Source organism: Chelatococcus albus (assembly GCF_030067675.1).
GTDB lineage: Bacteria > Pseudomonadota > Alphaproteobacteria > Rhizobiales > Beijerinckiaceae > Chelatococcus_A > Chelatococcus_A albus.
The window spans coordinates 232,559-256,926 of the sequence record NZ_JASJEV010000003.1 but is presented as its reverse complement, the minus strand read 5'-3'; the positions used below and the strand labels follow the sequence as shown (position 1 = coordinate 256,926).

Below are 24,368 nucleotides of genomic sequence, written 5' to 3'. Positions count from 1 at the left end.
CGGACTCACGCTCCAGCTTCTTGTTCAGGCATGAGGCATTGGCGAAACCGGTTCCCACTTTTGCGGATCATGTTCTAGCTTGCCTGCAATGGCGCATTACTCCGGGAGGAACAGCATGAAGAAGCTTCTTGTGTCCCTTGCGGCGGCGGTCGGCCTGGCCGCCGGCTCCGCACAGGCGGCCTATCCCGAGCGGCCGATCACCATGATCGTGCCCTTCGCCGCCGGCGGTCCGACCGACGTCGTTGCGCGCATCGTGGGCGAACACATGTCGAAGACGCTCGGCCAGCAGATCGTCGTGGAGAACGTGGCCGGCGCCGGCGGCACGACCGGCATCGCCCGCGGCGCCGCGGCAGCGCCGGACGGCTACACCATCATGATGGGCCACATGGGCACGCACGGCGCCGCGCCCGCGCTCTATCCGAACCTGAAATACGATCCGACGAAGGACTTCGCGCCCGTCGGCCTCGCGGCCGGCACGCCGATCCTCATCGTCACGCGGAAGGACTTCCCGGCGAAGGATCTCAAGGAATTCATCGCCTACATGAAGGCGAATTCCGAGAAGGTGAACGAGGCGCACGCGGGTGTGGGTTCCGTGTCCTTCACCACCTGCACGCTTCTCAACTCGCTGCTCGGCGCCAAGCCGTCGCGCGTCGCCTACCGGGGCACGGGCCCGGCGATCAACGACCTCGTCGGCGGGCAGGTGGACTATGCCTGCGACCAGATCGTCAATCTCGTGCCGCAGATCCAGGCCGGCACCATCCGCGCGCTCTCCATCGCCACGCCCGAGCGCTCGCCCTCGCTGCCGAACGTGCCCACCACCAAGGAGGGCGGCCTGCCCGAGTACGAGGTGAGCGCCTGGAATGCCGTCTTCGCGCCGAAGGGCACGTCGCCGGAGATCGTCGCCAAGCTCAACGATGCCCTGGTCAAGGCGCTCGACGACGAGAACACGCGCAAGCGTCTCCTCGAACTCGGCGGCGTCATTCCCGACAAGGCCGGGCGCTCGCCGCAGGCGCTGCAGAAGCTTGTCGAGAGCGAGGTGGCGCGCTGGACGCCGGTGCTCAAGGCGGCGGGCGCGACCGCGAACTAAGCCGCCTTCACAGCCGGTCGGTCCGCGGCCAGCGGCAATGTCCGCGGGGAAGGGGTGACTGCGCCCTGACGGATCACCGGTGACGTCGACGGGCGGCGGGCTTCTGCCCGCCGTCTTCGTCTGAGGCAGGGGCCCCCACATCAGGACGCGCGATCGTATTGTCACTCCTCGCGCGGAAGGAGAGCTCAGGCTCCCGGGGTGGTATTTCCGCAAGAGCCGCCTCAAGAGCCGCCTTCTGACGCAGATCATGTCACCTGACAGCGAGAATGCCGGCTGCCCTTGCAGCATCGACGAATGCGCTGCGCGCTTCCGCCACGGCCTCCTGCGTTCTCTTGATCAGCGCCAGCGTGCAGGCGTTACGAGCATTCCTGAATACTTCCGGCTCGCGCCCATCGTTTCCGAGAATATGTTCAACTGGCCATCTGCTGCTCAGGACAAAGTTTGCGTCTGTTATCCTACGTATTGGAGTACGATAGATATTCAATCGTACCGATTTTGGGAATGTGAGATTATCCATAATTGGGTTTCTCCTTTGATGGATCATACTCCGTGGCCTGTTTGACAAAAAGGAATATCGGAAGAAAATCTAGCAAGGCTCATTGGGCGGAGAGAATGAGGAGGTTGGCATCCCGCGCTAAGCGCTGTTTACAGGCCGGGGCGTTGAGGTTCGGCGGCAGGGTGTAGGTACTTGGGGGAGGAACTCGTCGATCTGGCTGTTGGGACGGCTGTCACGCGCCGGCGAGCTGACGGCGCCTACGTCGAACTCCAGGTCTCTAGAGCATTTTCCGCGGAAGTGGACGCCGGTTTGACGCAGAACCGAAGGTCCGCACCAGCGAAAATGCTCTGTTCTCAGAAGATTGACGCACTTCCCGATTCAATTGAAGCGGGAAGTGCTCTGGCAAGACGACGATGTCGCTGCGAGAGCCACGTTGCACTATCCCGGGGGAGGCGGAAAGGCGGGGCAGGGCGCGTACCGTTGGCCGCCTCCTGTCCCTGGGCCTGGTCCCCGGGGCGGTGCGGCAAAGGGCGGTTGATGGCCTACGGTGCAACGTCGTCAGCACCGCGCGAGGCGTCCCCTGCAATCGACCCCGTCGAGCGGGAACGCCAGCAAAGCCGGCCGCCGCCATTGCACGAATTCGCGCCGATCGCTGCGAAAGGTCGCGGCGCGCTACAGGCGTGCACTGCCGATGCCGACGGTCCACATCAATGTCTTCGGGAGAAGGAGATGGTACAGCTGCCCCGGCTCGAACGGGGGACCTCCTGATCCACAATCAGGCGCTCTAACCAACTGAGCTACAGCTGCCCACGGGCGTCCCGCACCGACGGTCCACCGCTCGGGGCATCATCAGGCGCGACGCGATCCTCCTAAGCGCAAAGAGCGGCGATTGCAAGACGTCAGGCGGGCCCCTCCACCACGAAAGGGGTGCGGTGTCGAGTGGCCCGCTGCCCGCGTGCCGGGGCCGCCGGTCGGATCGGCGGCCGCAACTCAGGAGAGCTGCTTGCGAAGGTCGGCGAAGGCGGCCTGAACCGGGGCGAGAGCGTCGTTCGCCACCCGGCTCGCAGTCTCGGCGATGTCCTTCACCTGCTCGGCCGTCGCCTCGTAATGGCGGCGCACCTCGCGTGTCTGCACCTGAACGGCCTCCGACAGCGTGCGCGCGTCCATCAGTCGCCGCCACAGGTCGAGCGCGATGTCGGACTGGCTGCGCACGAGATCGAACATCTGGCCATTGAGTTCGGCGAGGCCCTTCGAGGTCGCCGCGGCGCTCGCCATGAAGCGCTCGTTCAAGGCTTCCTGCGAGGCGCGGGCGAGTTCATAGGCCTTGCGCGCCTGCGCCAGGCCCTCGGTCAGCAGAACGTCGACCGGCGTGGCGATCGCCTCCGCGGCTTGTCTGGCTTGCGGCAGCATCCGTTGAACGGTCTTGGCGATGTCTGCTGCCGGTCGCGGTTCAGCCTTCGGGCTTTCCTGGGCGGTTGTGGAAACGGCGACCACGACTTTGGCCGGCGCGACCGGCGGGGTCGGCGCCCTGGCTGCCACTGCCGCTGCGGCCGGCTTGGCCGCCGGACGGGATGCGGGCTTGGCAGCCTTGCCGGCAGGCTTCGTCGTGGTGCGGGTTGCCGAGCCGGCCGGCGTCTTGCCCGGGGACTTGACGGCGGTTGCGGGCTTGACCGGCGCCGCCGCCGCAGGGGCCACGATGTCCGGCTTCACCGGCGGCAGGCTCGTCACCACGGACTTCGCCTCGGTAGCGGTCGGCACGGGCTTCTCAGCCTCGGACGCCTGCTTGACAGGACCCGGCGCCTCGACGACGGGCGCGATCTTGAAGGGCGCCGTCGGGGCGGGGGACACCGGCTTGGCTTCCTCCACCTTCTTCACCGTCGGCGGCGTGCCGTTCGCCTTGTTGCTCATCGCTTCCTCCTTCGCGGAGTCCGAAACCGCGGGCGCCCCTTCCGGGAGCCCGGCTAGAGCGCGAGGGGCCCGGCCTGAAACAGACCAGACCCGTCGCGATCGATTTCAGCGACCTGGAGCGCGCGTCCGTCCGAGAACCGCTTCACACCTCTCGGCATGATGCTCCAGACCATCTTCCGATGTGCCCGACCTCGGAAGATCTGGGCCACATCCCAACGAAGGGCCGGCGCGTCCTCCCGGTGCGCGGGCCCGCGGTTCTCCGTCGAACCGGCGGCCGCTACTTCGCAGGACGCTCCGGCCGTCATGTCAGGCCTTGCGCCTGGTCGCTTCGGCGGCGGCCTTCTGGGCGGCGGCCTGGACGCTCGCGTTGAAGTCCTTGACCTGCTCCTGGAGTGCGGCGAACTGCGCCCTCAGATAGTCGGCCTGGTGCTGCAGCGCTTCCTGCAGATCGCGCGAGCGGACGAGCTTTTGCGCCAGATCGAAGGCCGCGCCGATGTTCTGCTCGACATAGGCCAGCGTCTTGCGAGCCGCGTCCTGCGCGTTCGTCTGTGCGCTCAGGGTGGAGTTCTGGACGGTGTCGACGGTCTTGTGCGCGGCACCGATGAAGCCGTCGAAGGCTTTGCGCGCCTGCTCGACGCTCTTCTCGGCGAAGTCGCGCATCTCGGTGGGGATCTCGTAGTTCGGAATGCCCTTGCTCATGGTCGTCCTCCTGGTGGTGGCGCCGTACTCTTGTGCGTTGCGATATAACATTGTGCATTGCACAAATCAAGGTCTCGCATAGACTGCGCCCCTCGCGACCGGGGCGGCGGCGCATGCCGCATTAACCCTATGGCGAGCTCCCTTGGGACAAGATGTCGGCATCTCGTGACGGGCTTCCGACGTGCTTATATTAAGGCTTCGTTAGCCATGACCCCGTCAACCGTTAACCAGAGCAACCGGTGATGACGCCGTCCGCGCCGGACCTCCGCGAGGATCTTGCCGCCCTGCGGCAGGATGCATCGCTCGCGTCCTTCCTGACGCCGCAAGCGGCGACCGTGCTCTGGTCGCCGGAAGGCCGTGCGCTCTGGGCGTCGGATGCGGCAGCTCCTTTCGTGGCACGCGTCATGGCGGCGCCCGAGCGTTCCTTCGTCCGCGAGCGCATCGCCAAGCTGGCGGCGGGCCTCGCTCCGTTCACTGGCCTGCGCCTCGAGCGCCTGCGCATCGCGGCGGGGACGCGCGTCGACCTGCTGACCTGCGCCTGCCGGCTGGTCCACCTGCGCGCGGGTGGCTTGGCGCTGATGACGTCCATCGTTGGTGGCCAGCCGAAGGACTGGGCGTCGACGTCCTCGGCGCCGATCGCCGTTCCGACACCGGCAGCGGGAGACGCCGCATCGCCGGCTCTCGACCCCGCCGAGGCCGTGCGGGCACTCGCCGCCCGGCGCGCCACCGTGCGCTTCCTGTGGGAAATGGATGCGGAGGGGGTGTTCACCCGCGTGTCGCCCGAGCTCGCCGATGTGGTGGGCCGGGAGCCGGCCGGGATCATCGGCTACAAGTGGGAGGATATCGAAGGGGATTTCGCCTTCGATCCGGAAGGTGCGGTCGAGCGCGCCCTTGCCAAGCGGGACACGTGGAGCGGCCGCACGGTGCTGTGGCGCATCGGGGAAACACGTTTGCGCGTGCCCGTGGAGCTCGCGGCGATCCCCCTGCACGATCGTGACCGCCGCTTTACCGGCTTTCGCGGCTTCGGCCTCTGCCGGCTCGACAGCCTGACCGAAGAGCCTGTGGAGGATGGGGAGGAGGGCGAGCCGCAGGCCGGTGTCGATATCCTGACGCCGATCTCGGCGGAGAGTGCACCCGACGCCGCGGCGGGCGTGACCGATGTGCCGGCGCCGGAGCCGCGCTCGTATGCGGCGACGGACATCGCCGAGCCGACGCTGGCGGGTCCCGGGGAGGCCGGTATCGGGGAGATCGGCGCCGAGGAGGGCGTCACGCCGCTCCAGACGGGCGCGCGCCCCGTGCAGCCGCCGGATGAGGCGCGGGACGCAGCTGCCGCACCGGCCGATCGCGCATCCCGCGCCGAACCACCGCCGAGCGGGCCGTTCCCACCCGTGCGTGGCGCCGTCGCCGCGACGCTGGGCGCGCCCAAGGTCGTGCCGCTGCGTGTCGTGGAGGTGAGGGGCGAAGCGCCCGGTCCCGAGAGAGGGCGCACTCCGGCAGGCCCAGATGCGGCGCGACCGCCGGCGTCGGGGGTGGGCGACGGCAGGCCGGAGCTCTCCTCAAGCGAGCGCAACGCCTTTCGCGAGATCGCGCGTGCGCTCGGCGCCCGCCTGGCGGACGAGGAGAGCAGGCCCCGTGCCGCCGAGGCCGTCGACGCGCCGCAGCGGACTGAAGCCGCGCCGGTGGCCGAGCCCGTCGTCATCCCCTTTGCGCCGCCGTTCGTACCGGCAGCGCCGCCGGCATCCAACGACACGGGCGGACAACGCCCGTCCGGCGATGCCTTCGCGTCTCTGGCGGATCGGTTGCCGATCGGCATCCTCATCAGCCGCGACGGCACCCCGGTCTATGCCAACCGGACGCTGCTCGACCTCCTCGGCTTTGTCGATCTCGCTGCCCTCGCGGCCGCGGGAGGGCTTGATGCCCTGTTCGAGGGTGGAGCAATCTCTGCCGAGCAGGCGCCTGTCGTGCTGCGGGCCGCGGACGGCGAGACGATCCCCGTCGAGGCGCGGCTCGCGGCCATCGATTGGCAGGGCAGCGCCGCGACGCTCATGTGCTTCAGGCGGGCGCTCGGGGCGGCGGAGCAGCAGGACGCGTTATCGCTCCACCGCGCGCTCGAGGCGCAGATCGCCCGCTCTCGCGAGCTGACGGAGATTCTCGACACCGCGACGGATGGTGTCATCGTGCTCGACGAGCGCGGCCGCATCGTCTCGCTCAACCGCTCGGCGGAGGCGCTCTTCGGCTATGACGAGAAGGAGGTGGCGGGCGAGGCCTTCACGCTCCTCCTCGCGCCGGAGAGCCACGCCGTGGCCTTCGACTATCTAGAGGGCCTGAAGGCCGGCGGTGTCGCGAGCGTGCTCAACGACGGCCGCGAGGTGACGGGGCGCGTCCGCCAGGGCGGCAAGTGCCCGCTGACCATGACCATCGGCCGCATCGGCGACGCGAGCGCGCGCAAGTTCTGCGCCGTGCTGCGCGACATGACGGCGGCGAAGAAGGCCGAGGCCGAGCTGCTCGCCGCCAAGAAGGCGGCGGAGGAGGCGAGCGCGCAGAAGTCGGATTTCCTGGCCAAGATGAGCCACGAGATCCGCACGCCGCTCAACGCCATCATCGGTTTCGCCGAGGTGATGCTGGAGGAGCGCTTCGGCCCTCTCGCCAACGAGCGCTACAAGGAATACCTTGCGGACATTCACGCGTCCGGCGGGCACGTCATCAGTCTCGTCAACGATCTCCTCGATCTCGCCAAGATCGAGGCGGGGCGAATGGACCTGTCGTTCACCAGCGTCAATCTGAACGAGATCGTGTCGAACTGCGTCGCGCTCATGCAGCCGCAGGCGAACCGCGACCGCATCGTCCTGCGCACCAGCCTCGCCGCCAAGCTGCCGCCGGTCGTGGCGGACGAGCGCTCCATGCGCCAGATCGTGCTCAACGTGCTGTCGAACGCCGTCAAGTTCACCGATGCGGGCGGGCAGGTGATCGTCTCGACGGCGCTGACCGACCGGGGCGAGGTGGCCCTGCGCATCCGTGACACGGGCATCGGCATGACGGACAAGGAAGTCGAGGCCGCACTCGAGCCCTTCCGCCAGCTCGCCACCGCCCGGCGCCCCGGCGGCACGGGGCTCGGGCTGCCCTTGACCAAGGCGCTGGTCGAGGCCAACCGCGGCTCGCTCGTCATCACGAGCGCCAAGCGCGAGGGCACGCTGGTCGAGATCGTGCTGCCGCCGACGCGTGTGCTCGCGGAGTGAGCCTCCTGCAGAAACGCACGGTGGGTTCCCAGCCGGCGCGCGTTGCCGTGCGGCCTGCCGCGGCCTAGCCTCCTGCGAACAATCGGGAGGGAGCGGCGTATGCATTTCGCCTTCACGGACGAGGAGGAGATGATCCGCGAGACGGCGCGGCGGCTGGCGGCCGATCGCCTGGCGCCGCTCGCCGAGAAGCTCGATCGCGGCGAGGGACGGGCGGAGATGCTCGCCAACCTGAAGCTTCTCGCCGAGAACGGCTTCATGGCGCTCAACGTGAAGAGCGCCTACGGCGGGACCGAAGCGGGCACCGTCGCCTTCGCCCTCGCCATCGAGGAACTCGGCTATGCCTGCGCTTCGACGGCGGTCGCCACGTCCGTGACCAACATGGTCGGCGAGGTCATCCAGGCCATCGGCTCGGAGGAGCAGAAGCGGCGGCACCTGCCGCGGCTCGCCGACGGCAGCTATCGGGCGGGGGCCTTCTGCCTCACCGAGACGGGGGCGGGCTCCGACCCGGCCGGCATGAAGACGCGGGCACGGCGCGACGGCGACGCCTATGTGATCGATGGCGCCAAGCTCTTCATCACCTCGGCCGAATTCGCGGGCGTCTTCGTGGTCTGGGCGGTGACGGACCCGGAGGCGCCGAAGGGCAAGGGCATCTCCTGCTTTCTCGTCGAGGCCGGCACGCCGGGCCTCGCCGTCGGCAAGGCCGAGAGCAAGATGGGCCAGCACGGCTCGCCGACGAATGTCGTGCATTTCGACGGCTGCCGCGTTCCGGCCTCCGCTCTCATGGGCCGCGAGAACGACGGCTTCCGCATCGCGGTGGCCGAGCTCGCCGGCGGGCGCATCGGCGTCGCCGCGCTGTCACTGGGCATCGCCCGAGCCGCCATGGACGCGGCGAAGTCCTACGTGCGGGAGCGCCGCCAGTTCGGCCAGCGCATCGCGGATTTCCAGGGCATCCAGTGGATGATCGCGGATCGGGAAGTGGACATCGAGGCGGCGCGCCTGCTCATCCTCAATGCTGCGGCGAAGAAGGACCGGGGCGAGAGCTTCGCCAAGGAGGCCTCGATGGCGAAGCTCTTCGCATCCGAGGCGGCGCATCGCGCGACCGATACCGCCATCCAGCTCCACGGCGGCGCGGGCTATGTGAGGGACTTCCCCGTCGAGCGTTACGCGCGCGACGCCCGCATCACGCGCATCTACGAGGGCACCTCGGAGATCCAGCGGCTCATCATCGCGCGCGAGACCCTGCGCTAGAGCACTTCCCGATTCAATTGAATCGGGAAGTGCGTCTATCTTCTTGAGAATAGAGCATTTTCTTCGCCGAACCGGCGACCACGTCGGCGGAAAATGCTCTAGGGCGGCTGAGACGTCATCGCGAGATCCTCTGACGCGTCAGCCGGCGGGTCTCATGCGGCGCCGAGCCGGGCAAAGTTGTAGATGCTCATGCCGGCGAGGATGAAGGCGACCAGGGTCATGAGCTCCGATAGCGGGAGCACGCGGCTCAGCCAGCCGGCAAGGGGGGCGGCCAGCGCGCCACCGACGATCAACCCGACCACGACGCGCCCGTATTCGGCGGATCAAGGGTGGCGACAAAGGTCGCCGAGATCGCCACGGTGACGAAGAATTCGGAGAGGCCGACCGAGCCAATACTGTGGCGTGGGCGGTCGCCCCGCGCGATCAGGGCCGAGTTCGCAAGCGGACCCCACCCGCCCCCGCCAATCGCATCGAGGAAACCGCTGCCCAGCCCGATGGGTACCGTTGCAAGGATTTCGCGGTTTCCGGTTCGCCCCGTGAGAAGGCAGCGAACGATGGAGAGGGTCATCGCCATCAGGTAGAACGTCACGAAGATCCTGACCATGCCCTCGGGCAGCTCGGTGAGGACGTGGGCACCGATGATGCCGCCGATGACGCCGGCCGGCGCAAGGCGGCCGACCACGGACCAGTCGATATTGCGATGCCAGGCATGGGATGCGCCCGCCAACCCCGTCGTCACCGTCTCGGCCGCGTGGACGCTGGCACTCGCGAAGGCCGGCGGCGTACCCAATGCGAGCAGCGCCGATGTGGCGATCAGGCTGTAGGCCATACCCAGCGCGCCGTCGATCAGCTGAGCCGTGAAGCCCAACGCGATGTAGAGGGCGAGATCGCCAGAGAGCATGGCAGCCTCCCTCTCACCTCCGCGTTGCTCCCCAACGCGTCGACCGATCGGTTTGTTCCCCCGGCCCGAGGTATCGAATCAGCGGCCACGCGGATGCGCGGCAGCGTCAGCGTGCAGATTTCGTCGCGAAGGGCCTTGTGTTCCTTCGTTCGGCGACGCGTGACCGGGCGTCGAGGTGGGCTCGTCGCGGCAAGTGGCTACCGGCGCCGCGCCGGGCCCCTCCCGGCGGGCAGTGGTGCGGCGTGGCCGCGGTCTTCGCGATGCCGGAAGACGAGGCGGCCCTTGCCGAGGTCGTAGGGCGACATCTCGACCGTGACGCGATCGCCGGCGAGTGTCTTGATGCGATGGCGCTTCATCTTGCCGGCGGTGTAGGCGATCACCTCGGTGCCCGTTTCGAGCTCGACGCGAAAGCGGGCGTCCGGCAGCACCTCGACGACGCGCCCCTCGAATTGAATCAGCTCTTCCTTCGCCATCGTGTCGCTCCTTGATCCTCAGGTCCTCGCGACTGCCGGGCGGGCGCAGCCAGCGCGGCGGACGGCGACGTGCTGGACGGGCAGGCCGAAGCGCTCGGCCAGGTGCCAGTGCAGCTCGCGGACAGAGTGGTAGTCGTAACTGCGGTCGATCAGGTGGCTCACGTCGATGAGCTCTCCGGGGCGACCAGTGAACAGACGCTCGACCTGAAACCGCGCCGGCTCCATGCCGGTCTCGGAGCGTCGTGCAGTGAATTCGAAATGCATGTTTCTTCTTCTTGGAGGGCATGCGGCGCCCCCGTAAGGTCCCCTTGCGGGGAGAGGCGCGGAGGGGGCCCGCGCCTTCCGGGAGTGCCTCATGCGGACTTGAGGTTATCGGCGGCGGTCTTGCCGGTCCGCCGGTCGGTGACGAGATCGAAGGTGACCTTCTGCCCCTCGGCCAGGCCGCGCAGGCCGGCCCGCTCGACGGCGCTGATGTGGACGAAGACGTCCTTGCCGCCGTTGTCGGGCTGAATGAAGCCGTAGCCCTTCTGGTCGTTGAACCATTTGACGGTGCCAGTTTCCATGGGATGTCCTTCACGGCTCGCGCGTGGGAACGAAGATAGGATGGAGCCGCGCGCGAGCACCGGCCCGATCCGGTCGTCGATGTAGGGGGAGGGTTCTGAAACGTGCGCTCGTCATGGACCTACGGGTCCAAAGAGCGTGTCGGCCCAGTCGTCCGGCCACAAGTCGATCGCGACAACATGGGGGCAGAGCGTGGCAATTGCAAGGGCATATGCGTCACCGCGAACTGGCAGGACGCCGAATGAGCTCGCGGCCGCCACCTCCGTCGCGCGTGTCGCAGGGGAGAGAGCTCGAGCGTCGCCGATCCCCGCGAGCGCGTCCTTGCGCTCGATCATGGTGGCGTCACCAGATACGGTCACTCATGAGACGCGACGCAACCTCCTTCAATTCTGCCACCGCCCGGAGGCCGCCGACACCATGAGCACCTATCGCCTCGACAAGCTCTTCGCCCCCCGTTCGGTCGCCCTCGTCGGCGCAAGTCCCCGGCCGGGCTCGCTTGGCCGCACCGTCTTGCAGAACCTGCGCCAGGGTGGCTTCGCCGGCACGATCCGTCTCGTCAATCCGCGCTACACGGAACTCGACGGTTGCGCAGCGGTGCCGGACATCGAGGCGCTGCCCGAGGCGCCGGACGTCGTCATCGTCGCCACGCCGCCGCACAGCGTTCCGGGGATCCTGGCCCGGGCGGGCGCCAAGGGGGCGGCTGCCGCTGTCGTCATCACCGCCGGCCTCGGGCACGGGCCGGGATCGCTGGCGGCGGAGGCGGAGAAGGCTGCGCGCGCACACGGCCTGCGCCTCGTCGGCCCCAACTGTCTCGGCGTGATGGCGCCAGCCGCCAGGCTGAACGCGAGCTTTGCCGCACGCATGCCGCGGGCCGGCGATCTCGCACTCGTGTCGCAGTCCGGCGCCATCGCCGCGGGGCTCGTCGAATGGGCGGCGGCGCGCTCCGTCGGCTTTTCGGCGGTCGTGTCGCTGGGGGACAAGCTCGACGTCGATTTCGGCGACCTGCTCGACCATTTCGCCCTCGACCGCGGCACGCGCGCCATCCTGCTCTATGTCGAGTCGATCAACGACGCGCGCAAGTTCATGTCGGCGGCGCGCGCCGCCGCGCGTGCCAAGCCGGTCGTCGTCGTCAAGTCGGGGCGCCATGCCCAGGGGGCGAAGGCGGCGATGACGCACACCGGCGCTCTCGCCGGTTCCGACGCGGTCTACGATGCCGCGTTCCGACGCGCCGGCCTTCTGCGCGTCCTTGATCTCGACGAGCTCTTCTCCGCGGCCGAAACCCTCGGCCGCCTGAAGCCCTTCCCGGGCGGGCGGCTCGCCATCCTCACCAACGGCGGCGGGGTCGGTGTGCTGGCCGTCGACCGCCTGATCGACCTCGGCGGGGCGCTCGCGACGCTCTCCGACGAAACGCGCGCGCGCCTCGACGCCGTGCTGCCGCCCACCTGGTCGGGGGCCAATCCCATCGACATCGTCGGCGACGCCGATGCGGGGCGCTACGGGCTCGCCCTGGAGGCCCTCTTCGCCGATCCGGAGAACGACGCCATCCTGGTGATGAACGTGCCCACGGCTCTTGCCTCCTCGGTCGAGGCGGCGGAGGCCGTCGTCGAGGCGACGCGCCGCGAGCGGCAGAAATCCTTCCGGTCGAAACCGGTCTTCGCCGTATGGATCGGCGAGGACGGAGCGGCGTCCGATCTGTTCGAGACCGCCGCCATTCCGCATTTCGCCACCGAGGCGGATGCGGTGCAGGGCTTCATGCATCTCGTCCGCTATCGCGAGGCGCGCGATCTCTCCATGGAGACGCCGCCCAGCCTGCCGAAGGACTTCGTGCCGGATGTGCCCGCGGCCAAAGCAATCGTCGAGACCGCCGTGGCGGAGGGGCGGACCTGGCTCGATCCCGTCGAGATCGACCGGCTCTTTGCCGCCTATCAGATCCCGATCACGCCGACGGTTCTCGCGCGCGACACGGATGAGGCGGCGGTGGCTGCCGCGCCGTTCCTTGCCGAAGGCGTTCCTGTCGCCGTGAAGATCCTGTCACCCGACATCGTGCACAAATCGGACGTCGGCGGCGTGCGGCTCAACCTCACGAGCGAGAAGGCGGTGCGCGAGGCCGCGGCCGGGATCCTTGCTCGTGCGCGTGAGGCGAGGCCGGACGCGCGCATCACCGGTCTCACCGTCCACCCGATGATCCTCCGGCCCAAGGCGCGCGAGCTGATTGCCGGCCTTGCCGACGATCCGACCTTCGGGCCGGTGGTGGTCTTCGGGCGGGGCGGCACGGCGGTCGAGGTCATCAACGACAAGGCGCTGGCGCTGCCGCCTCTCGACCTCAAGCTCGCGGAGACGCTGATCGCGCGCACGCGCGTCTCGCGCGTCCTCAAGGCCTATCGCGACGTGCCGGCGGCCGACGAGCACGCGATCAGGCTGGTGCTCGTCAAGCTCGCGCAGCTCGCCGCCGACCTGCCTGAGGTGCGCGAGCTCGACATCAACCCCCTGCTCGCCGACAAGGACGGCGTCATTGCCGTCGATGCGCGCGTCGTCGTCGCGCCGGTCGCCGCCGGTCGCAAGGGGCCGGCCGGCCATCCGCGCTTCGCCATCCGCCCCTATCCGGCGGAATGGGAACGGCGCACGGCGCTCAACGACGGTGCATCCGTGTTCATCCGGCCCGTGCGGCCGGAAGACGAAGACATGTTCCGCGCCTTCTTCGGGCGTCAGACCGACGAGGACCTGCGCCTGCGCTTCTTTGCGCCCGTGAAGGAGTTCAGCCATTCCTTCATCGCCCGCCTGACCCAGCTCGACTATGCCCGCGCCATGGCCTTCGTCGCCATCGAGGAGGCGAGCGGCGAAATGCTGGGCGCGGTGCGCCTCCACGCCGATGCCAACTACGACAAGGGCGAGTACGGCATCATGGTGCGCTCGGACCTGAAGGGCCGCGGTCTCGGCTGGGTGCTGATGGAGATGATGATCGACTATGCCCGGGCGGAGGGGCTCAAGATCATCGAGGGGCAGGTGCTGCGCGAGAACACGATGATGCTCGCCATGTGCGAGAAGCTCGGCTTCCGCATCTCGCTCGATCCCGAGGACCCGGACATCCGCGTCGTGACGCTTCACCTGGAGTGACGCGGCGGTCAGGCCGGTCCGCTGCGGTCGGCCGCCGCCTTCATGCGCCGGGCGCCGATCCAATGGTCGAGCGAGACCTTCCCCGCGCCATAGGCGACAAGTGCCAGCAGCATCGCCGCCCAGGGGAGGTGATAGGTCGCCCATCCGTCAGGCACGGTGAGCTGGATCACGCCGGTCATCACCAGGAGGCCGAGGGCGGCGAAGCGTGTCCCGAGGCCGAGGACGAGCAGGATGGGGAGCACGATCTCCACGCAACCTGCGACGAAGGCGACCGCGGTCGGGAAGGGGAAGGGGTAGGTGCTGCCGAGGATGTGCAGCCGGAACTCCTCCTGGAAGAGGAAGACGGCGCCGTCCGACAGCTCAAGGAAGCCGTCCCACTTGGTCAGGCCGGATCGCCAGAAGGGAAGGGCGACGGTGAAACGCAGGACGAGCTGCACGAGCGCCGCCGGGAAACGCCCGAGAAGCACGTCGGCACGGGCGATGAACCGAGCCACCGCGTCGGCGGCCGAACGGTGCGTCGCCTGATCAATGGCATCTGTCATGGACATGTCTCCGCAAGGGCTTGCACAGCAGCGCTGATGCTGGCGGCGATCACTGCGCCGGCTTCGAAGGCGCCGGCGAGATTGCGGGGGAGGTCGAAGGCCGGTGCGGCGGCAGTCGCCCTTTCGACCGCGACACCAAGGGGCGCGCCGGCCTCGAGCGCCGCGAGGAAGGCGAGACCGCCCGCGGGCAGGCGATGGACCAGCACCTCCGCCTCCGGCCGCACCACGAGGACGTCCTCCGGCTCCCACGGTTCGGGCGGCATGACCGGCCCATCCGTCTGGTGGGCGGCCCAGATTGAGGCCACGGGATGCGCGGAATGCAAGAGGCGCAGCGAAGGGTGGAGTGTCAGGTGAACGGATGCGAGTTCGTCCGTGGGGATCGCCGCGAGCGCCGCGATTCCGATCGGGACCGCCTCGGCCGCATGGTAGGCCTGCGACCAGGCCGCTTCGAGCCGTGCGACATCGGCGAGATAGACGATGATGGCCGCCGGCTCGAAGGCGGCGATGAAGTCGGGAAGGTCGTCGCCGTAGTGCATGAGCAGCGGCGACGCCGGCTTGTGAGCCGCGACATAGGCTCGCGCCATTGCGCCGAAGAACTCCGGCCCGACGAGACGGTCGGTCACGGGAAAGCGCGCGCGCAGTGCCTCCGTCAGCCCGACCACGACATTGTTGCGATAGACGGCGAAGCGGCGCGCGGCCGGCCCGCCGCCGGGGCCACAGAGCCCGTCCGGCACCGGCAATGCGGGATCGACGAGGGCTGCGGCGAAGGCCGCCTGGATCTCAGAGAGCGTGGGTGCCATGGAGATCCTCCGCTGCCCGACGCTCGCCGTGCGGCCGCGCCGCCACCCGCGCGAGCAATGCGTCCGCCCGGCGTGCCTCGGCGTGGAGGATCGGCCAGGCGGGCACATCGTTGTCCCATTCGATCAAGGTGGGCACGGCGCCGCAGAGGCCGAGGGCATGGCGATAGAGCGCCCAGACCCTGTCGTCGACCGGCGAGCCATGCGCGTCGATGAGCAGGCGCGCGCCCCTGTCGTCGGTGGTCGCGGCAAAGCCCCCGAGGTGGATCTCGCCGACATGCTCGGCGGGAAAGGCATCGAGATAGGCCGTCGGGTCGTAGCCATGGTTGGTCGCCGAGACCTCGACGTTGTTGACGTCGAGGAGCAGGCCGCAACCGGTGCGGGCGGCGACCTCGGCGAGGAAATCGACCTCGGGGATCGTGCTTTCGGCGAAGACCAGATAGGTCGACGGATTCTCGAGCAGCATGCGCCGCCCGACGGCCTCCTGCGCCTCGTCCACGTGGTCGCAGACGCGTTCGAGCGTCGCCCTCGTGTAGGGCACGGGCAGAAGGTCGTTGAGGAATCCCGTGTCGTGCGTCGACCAGGCGAGGTGCTCGGAGAACAGGCCGGGCTCGTAGCGCTCGACGAGGCCGCGCAGCCGCGCCAGGTGCTCGCGATCAAGGGCGCGGTCGGCGCCGATCGACAGGCCAACCCCGTGCAGCGAGATCGGATAGCGGGCGCGGATCGCTTCGAGATAGCGGTGCGGCGGCCCGCCTGCGCCCATGTAGTTCTCGGCATGGATCTCGAAGAAAGCGACATCCGGCGCGCTCTCGAGGATGGCACGATAGTGCTCGGGCTTCAGCCCCACGCCGGCGCGGGCGGGAATGGCCGCGGCAATCGAGGTCGGCAGCATGGCGGCATCTCCTTCGATCCGACGGGCCCTTCCCCTCGCCTCAGGATGCGGGGGGAAGGGAGCGGCGTCTCAGACCTTGGGCAGGTCGCGCTTCAGTGCCTCGAGCGCGCCCTTGCGGCCGCCCGGCAGCTCCATCGTCACGCACGTGCCCTTGGCGACGTACTTCCAGGCGTTGCCCTGGTAGTCGATCCTCGCCGTCCCGGCGCATGTCGTGCCGGGCCCGGCTGCGCAATCGTTCTGCCCCTTGAGGGCGACGCCATAGCACTTCTCCTTCCCTTCGGCGGCGCCGGAGCTGGACGCAGCGGCGGCGAGCATGGCGGTGACGGCGCTGGCCAGCGCGAGGGCGGTGGCAGACTTGATCATGGAGCGTTTCCCGGACGCTTGCGGTTGCGGGGTGGTCGGCGGGGCGTGTGTCACGAGGGCCGCTTGATCGGCTCGAGCGATCCGGGGCCGTGCGGCGTCTGGACGGTCACGCAGGTTCCCCTGGGCACGATCTTGAAGGCGTCGCCCTGGTAGTCGACCTTGCTGGTCGCAGCGCAGGTGGTCCCGGCTCCCGCCTTGCAGTCGTTCTGCCCCTTGAGGGCGATGCCGTAACACTTCTCAACCTTGCCGGCCTTTATGGCCTCTCCGGTGTCCCTCATCATTTTCTCCATCGCGGCATCCTGCGCCCGCGCCGGTGCGCCGATCATGGCGAGTGCGGTTGCGATGGAGCCGGCGAGGGCAATGGTGACTGAGCGGCGATTCATCGTCCTGTCTCCCTGATGCGGACCGCGACTGCAGCCCATGTCCACTTCTTCGCGGGGAGGGGACGCGCCGTTACGCCGCTCACGCAGCTGTGTCCGGGCGGGTTTTGCGTCTCACGGCTGTGTGATTGATCTCACATCGGCGTAACAGCAAGCTGCGGCGTGCCGAACAAGGATACAGAGGGATCGTGCAAGACCGCGAGGACGAATGGGCGGCGCTGATGCGCGCGGCGAACGTGGGCGATCCGGCCGCCTATCGCCGATTGCTGCAGGGGCTCGCGCCGGTTCTGCGCAGCATCGTCCGCCGCGGGTTCGCACGTGTCGGGATGACCTCGGCAGGCGAGGTGGAGGATGTCGTGCAGGAGGCGCTTCTGGCGATCCACATCAAGCGGCACACATGGGATCCCTCCGCCCCGATCGGGCCCTGGGTCGCCGCCATCGCTCGCAACAAGCTCATCGACAACCTGCGCCGCCGCAAGCAGGGTGTTGAAGTTCCCATCGAGGAAGTCGCCGACAGCCTGCCGGACGGCGCCAAGGGGGAGGAACTGTCAGGGCGCGAGATCGATCGCCTCCTGGCCGTTCTGAGCGAGGGGCAGCGGGCCGTGGTCCGCGCGGTTTCCGTCGAGGGCGCGAGCATTCAGGAAACGGCGCGGCGCCTCGGCATGAGCGACGGCGCCGTGCGCGTCGCCCTGCACCGGGGGCTCAAGGCGCTGGCGGCGCGCTTCGGGAGGGTGGGGGAATGAAGACGACGCAATTGATCGACGCCCTCGTCCAGGATCAGGCGACGCGCTCCCCTCCGGTCGCCACCGTCTGCGCGGTGGCCCTGGTGCCCGCCGTCGTGACCGCGACGGTGCTCTTCATGATGGCGCTCGGGCCGCGGCCGGACATTGCTGCGGCTGCGGAAACACCGCGCTTCCTCTTCAAGTTCGTCGTCGCGTTCGGTCTCACCGTCACGGCGCTCGCCCTGCTGCCGAGGCTTGCGCAGCCGGGGCGGGACCTGCGCGGGCGGGGGAGGGTGCTGCTGCTTGCGCCGCTCCTGCTCGCGGGGGCCGTCGCCACGGAGCTCATCCTCCTGCCGGCGGCGGAATGGTGGCCAAGGCTCGTCGGACGCAACCTGGCCGTCTGTCTCGTGAGCATTCCCGCGCTCTCGCTCGCGCCGCTCGCCGCGCTGCTGGTCGCCCTGCGGCACGGCGCGCCAACTGCGCCCGGCGTCGCAGGCGCGGTTGCCGGGCTCGCGGCTGGCGGCATCGGGGCAACACTCTATGCCGCGCACTGCACCGACGACTCGCCGCTCTTCGTGGCCACCTGGTACACGCTGGCCGTCGCCCTCGTCGTCGTCGCAGGCGCCGCCATCGGCCGCCGCGTGCTGCGCTGGTAGCGCAAGGCTGTGTACGGCCGAAATGCGAACGGCCGGCGTAACGCCGGCCGCCTGGCTTGGCATCATGCCGCCGCCGCTCAGTCTTCGAGCTTGCCGATGTGGTGCTGCGCGTAGAGCTGCGGCCCGAGCTGCTTGATGAGATCGAGCTGGGTTTCGAGGAAGTCGATGTGGCCCTCCTCGTCCGTCATCAGCTCCTCGAAGAGGTCGCGGGACGGATAGTCCTTCACCGAATGGCAGTAGGTCGCCGCCTCCTGGTAGAGGGCGCGCGCATCAACCTCGGCGGCGAGGTCGCATTCGATCACTTCCTTGACGCTCTCGCCGATGCGCAGCGGGTCGAGCACCTGGAGGTTCGGATGCCCCTCGAGGAACAGAATGCGGTCCACGAAGCGGTCGGCGTGGCGCATCTCCTCGATCGACTCCTCGCGCCACTTCTTGGCAAGGTCCTTGTAGCCCCAGTTGTCCAGCATGCGATAATGCAGCCAGTACTGGTTGATGGCAGTCAACTCGCTGCGCAGGCCGCGGTTAAGATACTCGATGACCTTCGCGTCCCCCTTCATGGCAATCGCTCCTGTCCGATTCCGGCTGCGGAATTAGAATAATTATAAACTGAGTGTCGGTCGGATCAAGAGGCAACCACTACCGCCATACGCCAGCGTGGGCCGGGCCGTGCTGCACGAGAGGGCCCATGCGATACAACTTCCGCCCCTGGCTGCAGGCTCGCAGCTCGCGGGCAAGACGTCCAGAGGTGGGCTGACCCGACGTTATTCGGCCGCCATCAGAGGCTGAAGGTCCACGTTCGCCGGCTCTGATCGGGAGATTACCGCGGCCAGGCGCGCTTCGCCAGGCACCTCGTCTGGCGCGCTCGGGCAGATCGGGCAGCCGAGATCGCAGGCGGCGCCACGTGCGTCGGCGAGGAGGCGCCGCACGGTCACGAGGCAGCGGCCACAGTCGGGGCTGCAGCCGAGACAGCGGTAGGCCTGGGCCGGTGAGCGGGGCTTGCCGGCCTCCTCGCTGTCGAGAGTCGAGAGGATCTGCCTGTCCGAGAGGACGTTGCAGGAGCAGACGATCATGCGCGAGCCAGTTTAGAGAGATTCAAAAATACCTTTCTTATCAAGAACTTACATGCGGAAAGCGGGCCCTTCAAGGCATCGAAGGTCGCATGGTGGCGGGGTAGTGCATGGATGCGGTTGCCGGATATCGCCTGTGGATAAGCGTGGAACGTGCTCTGGCAAGCGGTCGTTGCGGCGTGACGCAATCCAGATATGTAATGTTACAACATTGCATATTAAATGGGACACGAGGCGACTTGAAAGATGCACCGCGCAATGCCAGCGTGGGTGGGCTCGGGTGCCCGACGGCGAGTCGGGTTAAAAGGGAACACGGAAGCGGCATCGCCGTCAGCCGTGGCTGCCCCCGCAACTGTGAGCGGTGAGCGCCGGTCATGCATGGCCACTGGGAAACCGGGAAGGTTCGACCGGCGCGAAGATCCGCGAGCCAGGAAACCTGCCCGCGCATCAACCGCCGTCGCGGAGGGCGACCGGCTGCTCGCCTGCACTCTGCGGGCGGGCCGTCTTCTCCCTCGTGATGGCATTCGCATCCGGCGCGCGGTGGGCGCGTGAGGGAGAAGAGCATGGAACCCGACGTTCTGCGTCGTCGGCCGTTCGAGTCTCGCCATTGTCGTGACTGCTGTCCTTCGGCGGCGCGGTGTGCTGCATGACGCATCTGGCCGTCGACGCGCTCACCTGGGGGCCGCCAGGGGCGGCGCCCGTGATTCAAGGCCTATCCTTCACCGTGCCGGCCGGAGTGGTGCAGGGCATCGTCGGTCCCAACGGCGCCGGCAAGTCCACCCTCCTGCGCTGCGTCTACCGGGTATTGCGACCGCGCACCGGCGTGGTCCGCCTCGGCGGGCGGGATGTGTGGACCCTGACGCCGCGCGAGGCGGCGTGCCGCATCGCCGCAGTCGTCCAGGACGGTGCGGCGCCACCGGATCTGCCTGCCCGCGAGGTTGTGGCGCTGGGCCGCACGCCGCATCGCGGTCGCTTCGCCAGATCCGGCCGGCGCGACGCCGACGCGATCGAGGCCTCCCTTGCAGCGGTCGATGCGATTCATCTCGCCGAGCGGCCGGTGGCGCGGCTCTCCGGAGGCGAGCGCCAGCGCATCGCCATCGCCCGTGCACTGGCGCAGGAGCCGGACCTGCTCGTCCTCGACGAGCCCACCAACCATCTCGACATCCGCCACCAGCTCGAGCTCGCCGCGCTCATGCGCCGCCTGGCGGAGGGGCACGGCAAGACGATCCTCGTCACCCTGCACGATCTCGCGCTCGCGGCGGAGGCCTGCGACCAACTCGCGCTGATGCAGGGCGGACGTCTCGTCGCCCAGGGAACGCCGGCCGAGGTGCTGCGGCCTGCGCTCTTGACGGCCGCCTTCGGTGTGGAGGCCGTGCGGGACGACCCGGCCGCCCGCCCCTTTCCCTATCGCTTCCGTCTTGCTTCCCCGATCGTTTGAGGAGATCGACCGCATGACCCTTGGATCCGTCCGGCACCGACACGTCCTGTTTGGCCTGGCCCTGGTGGCCGCCCTCGCTGCGGCGGCGAGCGCATCGGCCTTTCCGGTCACGATCGACAATTGCGGCCGCCACATCACCTTCGACCGGCCCCCGAGCCGCGCCGTGTCGCACGACCAGAACATCAGCGAGATGATGTTCGCGCTCGGGCTGCAGCCACGCATGGTGGGCATCACGGGCATCACCGGCTGGTACAAGATGACGCCGCGCTTCAAGGCCGCGATGGGATCGCTGCCGGAGCTCGCGCCGAAGAACCCGTCGATGGAGGTGCTCATCGCCGCCGAGCCGGATTTCTTCTTCGCGGGCTGGAGCTATGGCATGCAGCCTGGCGGCGAGGTGACGCCCGACACGCTCGCCGTGCATGGCATCAAGACTTACGTGCTCACCGAGTCCTGCATCCGCGTGGACAAGATGCGCCCGCGCGCCAGCATGGACCTCCTCTACACCGACATCCGCAACCTCGGCGCCATCTTCGGCAAGGAAGAGGAAGCGCAGGCGCTGGTGCACGGCTGGCGCGAGCGGCTCGCCAAGGTGGCGGAGGCGGTGAAGGGCAAGCCCGCGCCGCGCGTCTTCCTCTATGACTCGGGCGAGGAGGTGCCCCTGACCGGCGGCAGGTTCGCCATGCCGACGGCGCTCATCGAGGCCGCCGGCGGCCGCAACGTGATGGACGACCTCGAGACGAGCTGGGGCAAGGTCTCGTGGGAGACGGTGGCGGCGCGCAATCCCGAGTTCATCATCCTTCTCGACTATCAGGACGAGGCGGGGTGGAAGCGGCTGTGGGAGGTGCTCGAGAAGCACCCGGCGATGGCGACGACCGACGCGGTGAAGAACAGGCGCTTCCTGCCACTGCTCTATACCGAGATCACGCCGGGCCCGGCCAATGTCGGCGCCGTCGAGAAGCTCGCTGAGGCCCTGCACGCGGCGGGCAGCCGATGAACGAGCCCCTGCACGTCTCGGCGCGGCCGCCTGCGGTGCTGCTCGTCGGGGGCCTCCTCGTCCTGCTCGTCGCGCTCGTCACCGTCGCCGTGTCGGTCGGGGCGGTGCCCATTCCGCTGCGGACTGTCTGGGGCGTCGCGCTCGAGCGCCTCTCGCCCGGCCTGGTGGCGCGCGACTGGCCGGAGGGCGTGGCGCGCATCGTCTGGGACATCCGCTTTCCGAGGGCGCTGCTTGCGGCGGTGACGGGCGCCGGCCTTGCGGCGGTGGGCGCGGTGTTGCAGGGCACGACGCGCAACGCGCTGGCCGACCCCTATCTCTTCGGCATCTCGGCCGGCGCCGCCCTTGGCGCCGTCACCGTCATCACGCGCATCGGCGATGTCATCGGCATCGCCACGCTGCCGCTTGCGGCCTTCCTGGGCGCGGCGCTTTCCTTCGTGCTGGTGCTCGCGGTCAGCGGCACGGACGAGGAGCGCCGTCCGGACCGGCTGGTGCTCGCCGGCGTGGCCGTCTCCTTCATGCTGATGGCGGCAACCAACGCCCTCATCTTCATCGGCGACCATCGGGCGGCGCATTCGGTCGTCTTCTGGATGCTCGGCGGCCTCGGCCTCGCGCGCTGGGACAATATCTGGATCGCCGTCGCTGCCACGGCGGCCGGGCTTGTCCTCTTCCTCGCCCAGGCGCGCTCGCTCGATGCGCTGCTCCTGGGGGAGGAGACGGCGAAGACGCTCGGCGTCTCGCCGGGACGCCTGCGGCTCATTCTCTTTGCCGGCGCGGCGCTGGTCAGCGGCGTGCTCGTCTCCCTCACGGGCGCCATCGGCTTCGTGGGCCTGATGATCCCGCATGTCGCGCGCATACTCGTCGGCCCCCTTTCCTCGCGCCTGCTCGTTGCCGCGGCGCTGATGGGCGCCTGCTTCCTGGTTGGCGTCGACGCCTTGGCACGCACGCTGACGGCGCCGCAGGAGCTGCCGCTCGGGATCCTCACCTCCGCCTTCGGCGGCGCCTTTGCCGTCTGGCTCCTGCGCGCGCGGCGCGGCATCGCCTGACGCGTACCCGACGATCAGCCGTCGCGCGCTGCGCTCGGATGCCAATGCGGCCGGTAGCCGGCGGCGAGTGCCGCGAGCGTCGCCGGCGGCGTAAGCACCATAACCGGTCCGGACGGGCGGGGTCTCGGCGTTGCGTAGCCCGCGGGCGTCCACGGCAGGGCGCGCGCTGCGAGGAGCGCGAGCGCGGCCCCGTCCTCCCCGACGATCACCGCACCGTCGGGAAGTGTATCGGCCTCCCGGCAGTGCAGGCGCTTGACCCGTCCGTCGAGGCGCTCGGCATGCAACAGGCGGTCGAGCCCATCGCAGGACGGCGGTGCGCCAAGGCCGAGGCCGCCGGCGACCGCGGCGCGGAAGACGACGGCATTGGTGCGGCGACATTCCATGCATGGCCGATGACCGGCGGCGAGCGCCGTCACCTCGTCGCAGAAGAAGAGTTCCGTATAGCCGCGGCCCCAGACCCTGCGGTGCCGATTCTTGAAGGCGAGGACGCAGGTGATCCAGTGATGCGACGCCCAGCGCCGGCCGGTGAGACGGCGCGTCGCCGGATCATGGATGCGTCCGCCGCGATTGCCGAGGAAAAGCCCGCGGGCGGGGCTCGCGACGAGATCGCCGAAGGGGGTCACGCGGTTTTCGAGCGGCATGGCCCATCCTGCCGCCCGGCCGTCGCCGGCGCCACCCGAAAGCGGAGCCTCGGCGGGCCGAATGCGCCCGCGGCTCTTGACCTTCCCGTCCGATGCCCCACCTAGAGGGGCCGTGGGGACGACCCCACGCGGCGATTGCCGCCGCGCCCTCCGGCCGGGACGACCCTGCCACTTTCCCGGGACTTGAGGTCCCGGCAAACCTCAAGGGGTCGTCCCATGGCCTGGATCTATCTTCTTCTCGCCGGCGCGAGCGAAATCGGCTGGGCCGTCGGCCTCAAATACACGGACGGCTTCACGCGCCCGCTGCCGACGCTTCTCACAGTGCTGTCGATGGTCCTGAGCCTCGCGCTGCTCGGGCTCGCCCTGCGCAGCCTGCCGCTCGGCACGGCCTATGCCGTGTGGACCGGCATCGGCACCGTCGGCACGGTGATCTTCGGCATCGTCGCCCTCGGCGAGCCGGCGGATGCCGTGCGCATGGCCTGCGTCGGGCTCATCGTCGCCGGAATCGTCGGCCTGAAGCTCGTGACGGCGGCGGCGTAGCGCCGGCGGCGCGGTCCGGCGCCGGGGCCTCACACCGGGGCCTCACACCGGGGCCCCAGAGAAACTGGCCGACCGGGAGGCCGAGGTCGATCGTCGTGTGGGAAAGCTCCTCGGCCGCTGCGCGGGCCTTCGCCGAGAACAGGCGCATGAGTCCGGCCTTCCCCAGGGGCGTGCTGTCGAGGGCACCTTCGTCGCGGCTGCCGACGAGCACGACATGCGGGACGACCGGCCATGCGCCCGCCCGCGCGTAGAAGCGGGCGAGCGGAGGATCACAGGTGAAGATGCCGACATCCCTGTCGCTGTGCTCGATCGAGCGCGTGGCGGCGGCCACCGCGCGCGTCGCGAAACCGCGGCCGCGATAGGCGGGATCGGTCGCGACGCAGCTCGGCCCGGCAATGGCGAAGCTCTGCCCGGCGTGCCGGATGGTCGTGCGCACCACGCCTGCGTAGCACCAGCCCGCCGTCGACGCGGACGAAGAACGACGGGGCATCGAGGGCTGCATCGTGCAGCGGCGGCAGCATCTCGGTCGGCTCGGGGCTGGCCTCGGGCTGCGCGCTGCTGCATGAGCGC

25 protein-coding genes, 1 tRNA gene, 1 pseudogene and 1 riboswitch are annotated in these 24,368 nt (G+C 69.0%); of the genes and pseudogenes, 10 read left to right on the top strand and 17 right to left on the bottom strand.

All coding sequences use genetic code 11. From position 1 onward, the window contains the following. Positions 1–115 precede the first annotated feature (115 nt). Entirely contained in the window at positions 116–1,087 is a 972-nt protein-coding gene (locus QNA08_RS06845; RefSeq protein ID WP_283739938.1) for a tripartite tricarboxylate transporter substrate binding protein BugD, read from the top strand. Between the two features lie 250 nt (positions 1,088–1,337). On the opposite strand, the gene QNA08_RS19035 is transcribed toward QNA08_RS06845, so the two are convergent. From QNA08_RS19035 to QNA08_RS06830, 4 genes and pseudogenes are all read right to left on the bottom strand, one after another. Then, complete coding sequence (locus QNA08_RS19035; protein WP_422679868.1) at positions 1,338–1,604, bottom strand: DUF982 domain-containing protein; 267 nt, start codon at positions 1,602–1,604, stop codon at positions 1,338–1,340. A 709-nt stretch (positions 1,605–2,313) separates the two neighbouring features. Further along, positions 2,314–2,390 (bottom strand) — tRNA-His (locus tag QNA08_RS06840). 183 nt (positions 2,391–2,573) lie between these two features. Then, positions 2,574–3,491, bottom strand: a complete 918-nt coding sequence (locus tag QNA08_RS06835) for a phasin family protein (protein WP_283739937.1) — start codon at positions 3,489–3,491, stop codon at positions 2,574–2,576. Between the two features lie 324 nt (positions 3,492–3,815). Next, a pseudogene (locus QNA08_RS06830) lies at positions 3,816–4,190 on the bottom strand (phasin); the annotation flags it as partial. Between the two features lie 242 nt (positions 4,191–4,432). Here QNA08_RS06830 and QNA08_RS06825 point away from each other — a divergent pair. Both QNA08_RS06825 and QNA08_RS06820 read left to right on the top strand, forming a co-directional pair. Beyond that, positions 4,433–7,426: a PAS domain S-box protein gene (locus tag QNA08_RS06825; RefSeq protein ID WP_283740089.1), complete on the top strand. Its 2,994-nt coding sequence runs from the start codon at positions 4,433–4,435 to the stop codon at positions 7,424–7,426. A 99-nt stretch (positions 7,427–7,525) separates the two neighbouring features. Then, positions 7,526–8,674: an acyl-CoA dehydrogenase family protein gene (locus tag QNA08_RS06820; protein WP_283739935.1), complete on the top strand. Its 1,149-nt coding sequence runs from the start codon at positions 7,526–7,528 to the stop codon at positions 8,672–8,674. 152 nt (positions 8,675–8,826) lie between these two features. Here the strand turns inward: QNA08_RS06820 and QNA08_RS06815 are convergent, their stop codons facing one another. From QNA08_RS06815 to QNA08_RS06795, 5 genes are all read right to left on the bottom strand, one after another. Further along, a complete protein-coding gene (locus QNA08_RS06815) occupies positions 8,827–8,976 on the bottom strand; it encodes a hypothetical protein (protein ID WP_283739934.1) in 150 nt (49 codons plus the stop codon). After that, the gene (locus QNA08_RS06810; protein ID WP_283739933.1) at positions 8,964–9,575 is read right to left on the bottom strand and encodes a sulfite exporter TauE/SafE family protein; all 612 of its coding nucleotides are present in this window, start codon (positions 9,573–9,575) and stop codon (positions 8,964–8,966) included. The genes QNA08_RS06815 and QNA08_RS06810 overlap by 13 nt, the downstream gene beginning before the upstream one ends. Positions 9,576–9,772: 197 nt before the next feature. Next, positions 9,773–10,048, bottom strand: coding sequence for a translation initiation factor IF-1 (gene infA, locus QNA08_RS06805; protein ID WP_283739932.1), 276 nt, complete (start codon positions 10,046–10,048; stop codon positions 9,773–9,775). Between the two features lie 18 nt (positions 10,049–10,066). Then, on the bottom strand, positions 10,067–10,312 hold the full coding sequence (locus QNA08_RS06800; protein WP_422679867.1) for a hypothetical protein: 246 nt from the start codon (positions 10,310–10,312) through the stop codon (positions 10,067–10,069). A gap of 89 nt (positions 10,313–10,401) precedes the next feature. Beyond that, positions 10,402–10,611: a cold-shock protein gene (locus tag QNA08_RS06795; RefSeq protein WP_283739931.1), complete on the bottom strand. Its 210-nt coding sequence runs from the start codon at positions 10,609–10,611 to the stop codon at positions 10,402–10,404. Between the two features lie 415 nt (positions 10,612–11,026). Between QNA08_RS06795 and QNA08_RS06790 the strand changes: the two genes are divergently transcribed. Further along, on the top strand, positions 11,027–13,723 hold the full coding sequence (locus QNA08_RS06790) for a bifunctional acetate--CoA ligase family protein/GNAT family N-acetyltransferase (RefSeq protein ID WP_283739930.1): 2,697 nt from the start codon (positions 11,027–11,029) through the stop codon (positions 13,721–13,723). An 8-nt stretch (positions 13,724–13,731) separates the two neighbouring features. On the opposite strand, the gene QNA08_RS06785 is transcribed toward QNA08_RS06790, so the two are convergent. The 5 genes from QNA08_RS06785 to QNA08_RS06765 form a co-directional block, all read right to left on the bottom strand. Then, on the bottom strand, positions 13,732–14,265 hold the full coding sequence (locus tag QNA08_RS06785; RefSeq protein ID WP_283739929.1) for a DoxX family protein: 534 nt from the start codon (positions 14,263–14,265) through the stop codon (positions 13,732–13,734). Continuing rightward, positions 14,262–15,065, bottom strand: coding sequence for an HvfC/BufC N-terminal domain-containing protein (locus QNA08_RS06780; RefSeq protein ID WP_283739928.1), 804 nt, complete (start codon positions 15,063–15,065; stop codon positions 14,262–14,264). The genes QNA08_RS06785 and QNA08_RS06780 overlap by 4 nt, the downstream gene beginning before the upstream one ends. After that, entirely contained in the window at positions 15,046–15,954 is a 909-nt protein-coding gene (bufB, locus tag QNA08_RS06775; RefSeq protein WP_283739927.1) for an MNIO family bufferin maturase, read from the bottom strand. Before bufB ends, QNA08_RS06780 begins: the two co-directional genes overlap by 20 nt. Positions 15,955–16,023: 69 nt before the next feature. Next, positions 16,024–16,317 (bottom strand): BufA1 family periplasmic bufferin-type metallophore, encoded by a 294-nt coding sequence (locus QNA08_RS06770; protein ID WP_283739926.1) that lies wholly within the window; start codon positions 16,315–16,317, stop codon positions 16,024–16,026. Positions 16,318–16,367: 50 nt separating this feature from the next. After that, on the bottom strand, positions 16,368–16,700 hold the full coding sequence (locus tag QNA08_RS06765; protein ID WP_283739925.1) for a BufA1 family periplasmic bufferin-type metallophore: 333 nt from the start codon (positions 16,698–16,700) through the stop codon (positions 16,368–16,370). A 185-nt stretch (positions 16,701–16,885) separates the two neighbouring features. Between QNA08_RS06765 and QNA08_RS06760 the strand changes: the two genes are divergently transcribed. Together QNA08_RS06760 and QNA08_RS06755 are read left to right on the top strand one after the other, a co-directional pair. Continuing rightward, positions 16,886–17,440, top strand: a complete 555-nt coding sequence (locus QNA08_RS06760) for a sigma-70 family RNA polymerase sigma factor (protein ID WP_283739924.1) — start codon at positions 16,886–16,888, stop codon at positions 17,438–17,440. After that, positions 17,437–18,075: an NrsF family protein gene (locus tag QNA08_RS06755; RefSeq protein WP_283739923.1), complete on the top strand. Its 639-nt coding sequence runs from the start codon at positions 17,437–17,439 to the stop codon at positions 18,073–18,075. The genes QNA08_RS06760 and QNA08_RS06755 overlap by 4 nt, the downstream gene beginning before the upstream one ends. Before the next feature lie 77 nt (positions 18,076–18,152). On the opposite strand, the gene bfr is transcribed toward QNA08_RS06755, so the two are convergent. Then, on the bottom strand, positions 18,153–18,632 hold the full coding sequence (bfr, locus tag QNA08_RS06750; protein ID WP_283739922.1) for a bacterioferritin: 480 nt from the start codon (positions 18,630–18,632) through the stop codon (positions 18,153–18,155). Between the two features lie 771 nt (positions 18,633–19,403). Then, a riboswitch (cobalamin riboswitch) is annotated at positions 19,404–19,600 on the top strand. Between the two features lie 188 nt (positions 19,601–19,788). Here bfr and QNA08_RS06740 point away from each other — a divergent pair. Genes QNA08_RS06740 through QNA08_RS06730 form a run of 3 tightly spaced genes read left to right on the top strand, consistent with a single transcriptional unit; the run spans position 19,789 to position 22,617 of the window. Beyond that, entirely contained in the window at positions 19,789–20,580 is a 792-nt protein-coding gene (locus tag QNA08_RS06740; RefSeq protein WP_283739920.1) for an ABC transporter ATP-binding protein, read from the top strand. A gap of 13 nt (positions 20,581–20,593) precedes the next feature. Beyond that, positions 20,594–21,574, top strand: coding sequence for an ABC transporter substrate-binding protein (locus tag QNA08_RS06735; RefSeq protein WP_283739919.1), 981 nt, complete (start codon positions 20,594–20,596; stop codon positions 21,572–21,574). Beyond that, positions 21,571–22,617, top strand: a complete 1,047-nt coding sequence (locus QNA08_RS06730) for a FecCD family ABC transporter permease (protein WP_283739918.1) — start codon at positions 21,571–21,573, stop codon at positions 22,615–22,617. Before QNA08_RS06735 ends, QNA08_RS06730 begins: the two co-directional genes overlap by 4 nt. A 14-nt stretch (positions 22,618–22,631) precedes the next feature. Here QNA08_RS06730 and QNA08_RS06725 read toward each other — a convergent pair whose 3' ends face one another. After that, positions 22,632–23,258 carry a hypothetical protein gene (locus tag QNA08_RS06725; protein WP_283739917.1) on the bottom strand — a complete coding sequence of 209 codons (627 nt, stop codon included), beginning with the start codon at positions 23,256–23,258 and terminating at the stop codon, positions 22,632–22,634. A gap of 216 nt (positions 23,259–23,474) precedes the next feature. Here QNA08_RS06725 and sugE point away from each other — a divergent pair, with 216 nt between their 5' ends. After that, complete coding sequence (gene sugE / locus QNA08_RS06720) at positions 23,475–23,798, top strand: quaternary ammonium compound efflux SMR transporter SugE (RefSeq protein ID WP_283739916.1); 324 nt, start codon at positions 23,475–23,477, stop codon at positions 23,796–23,798. On the opposite strand, the gene QNA08_RS06715 is transcribed toward sugE, so the two are convergent. Further along, on the bottom strand, positions 23,749–24,288 hold the full coding sequence (locus QNA08_RS06715) for a hypothetical protein (protein ID WP_283739915.1): 540 nt from the start codon (positions 24,286–24,288) through the stop codon (positions 23,749–23,751). The genes sugE and QNA08_RS06715 overlap by 50 nt on opposite strands. Positions 24,289–24,368 lie beyond the last annotated feature (80 nt).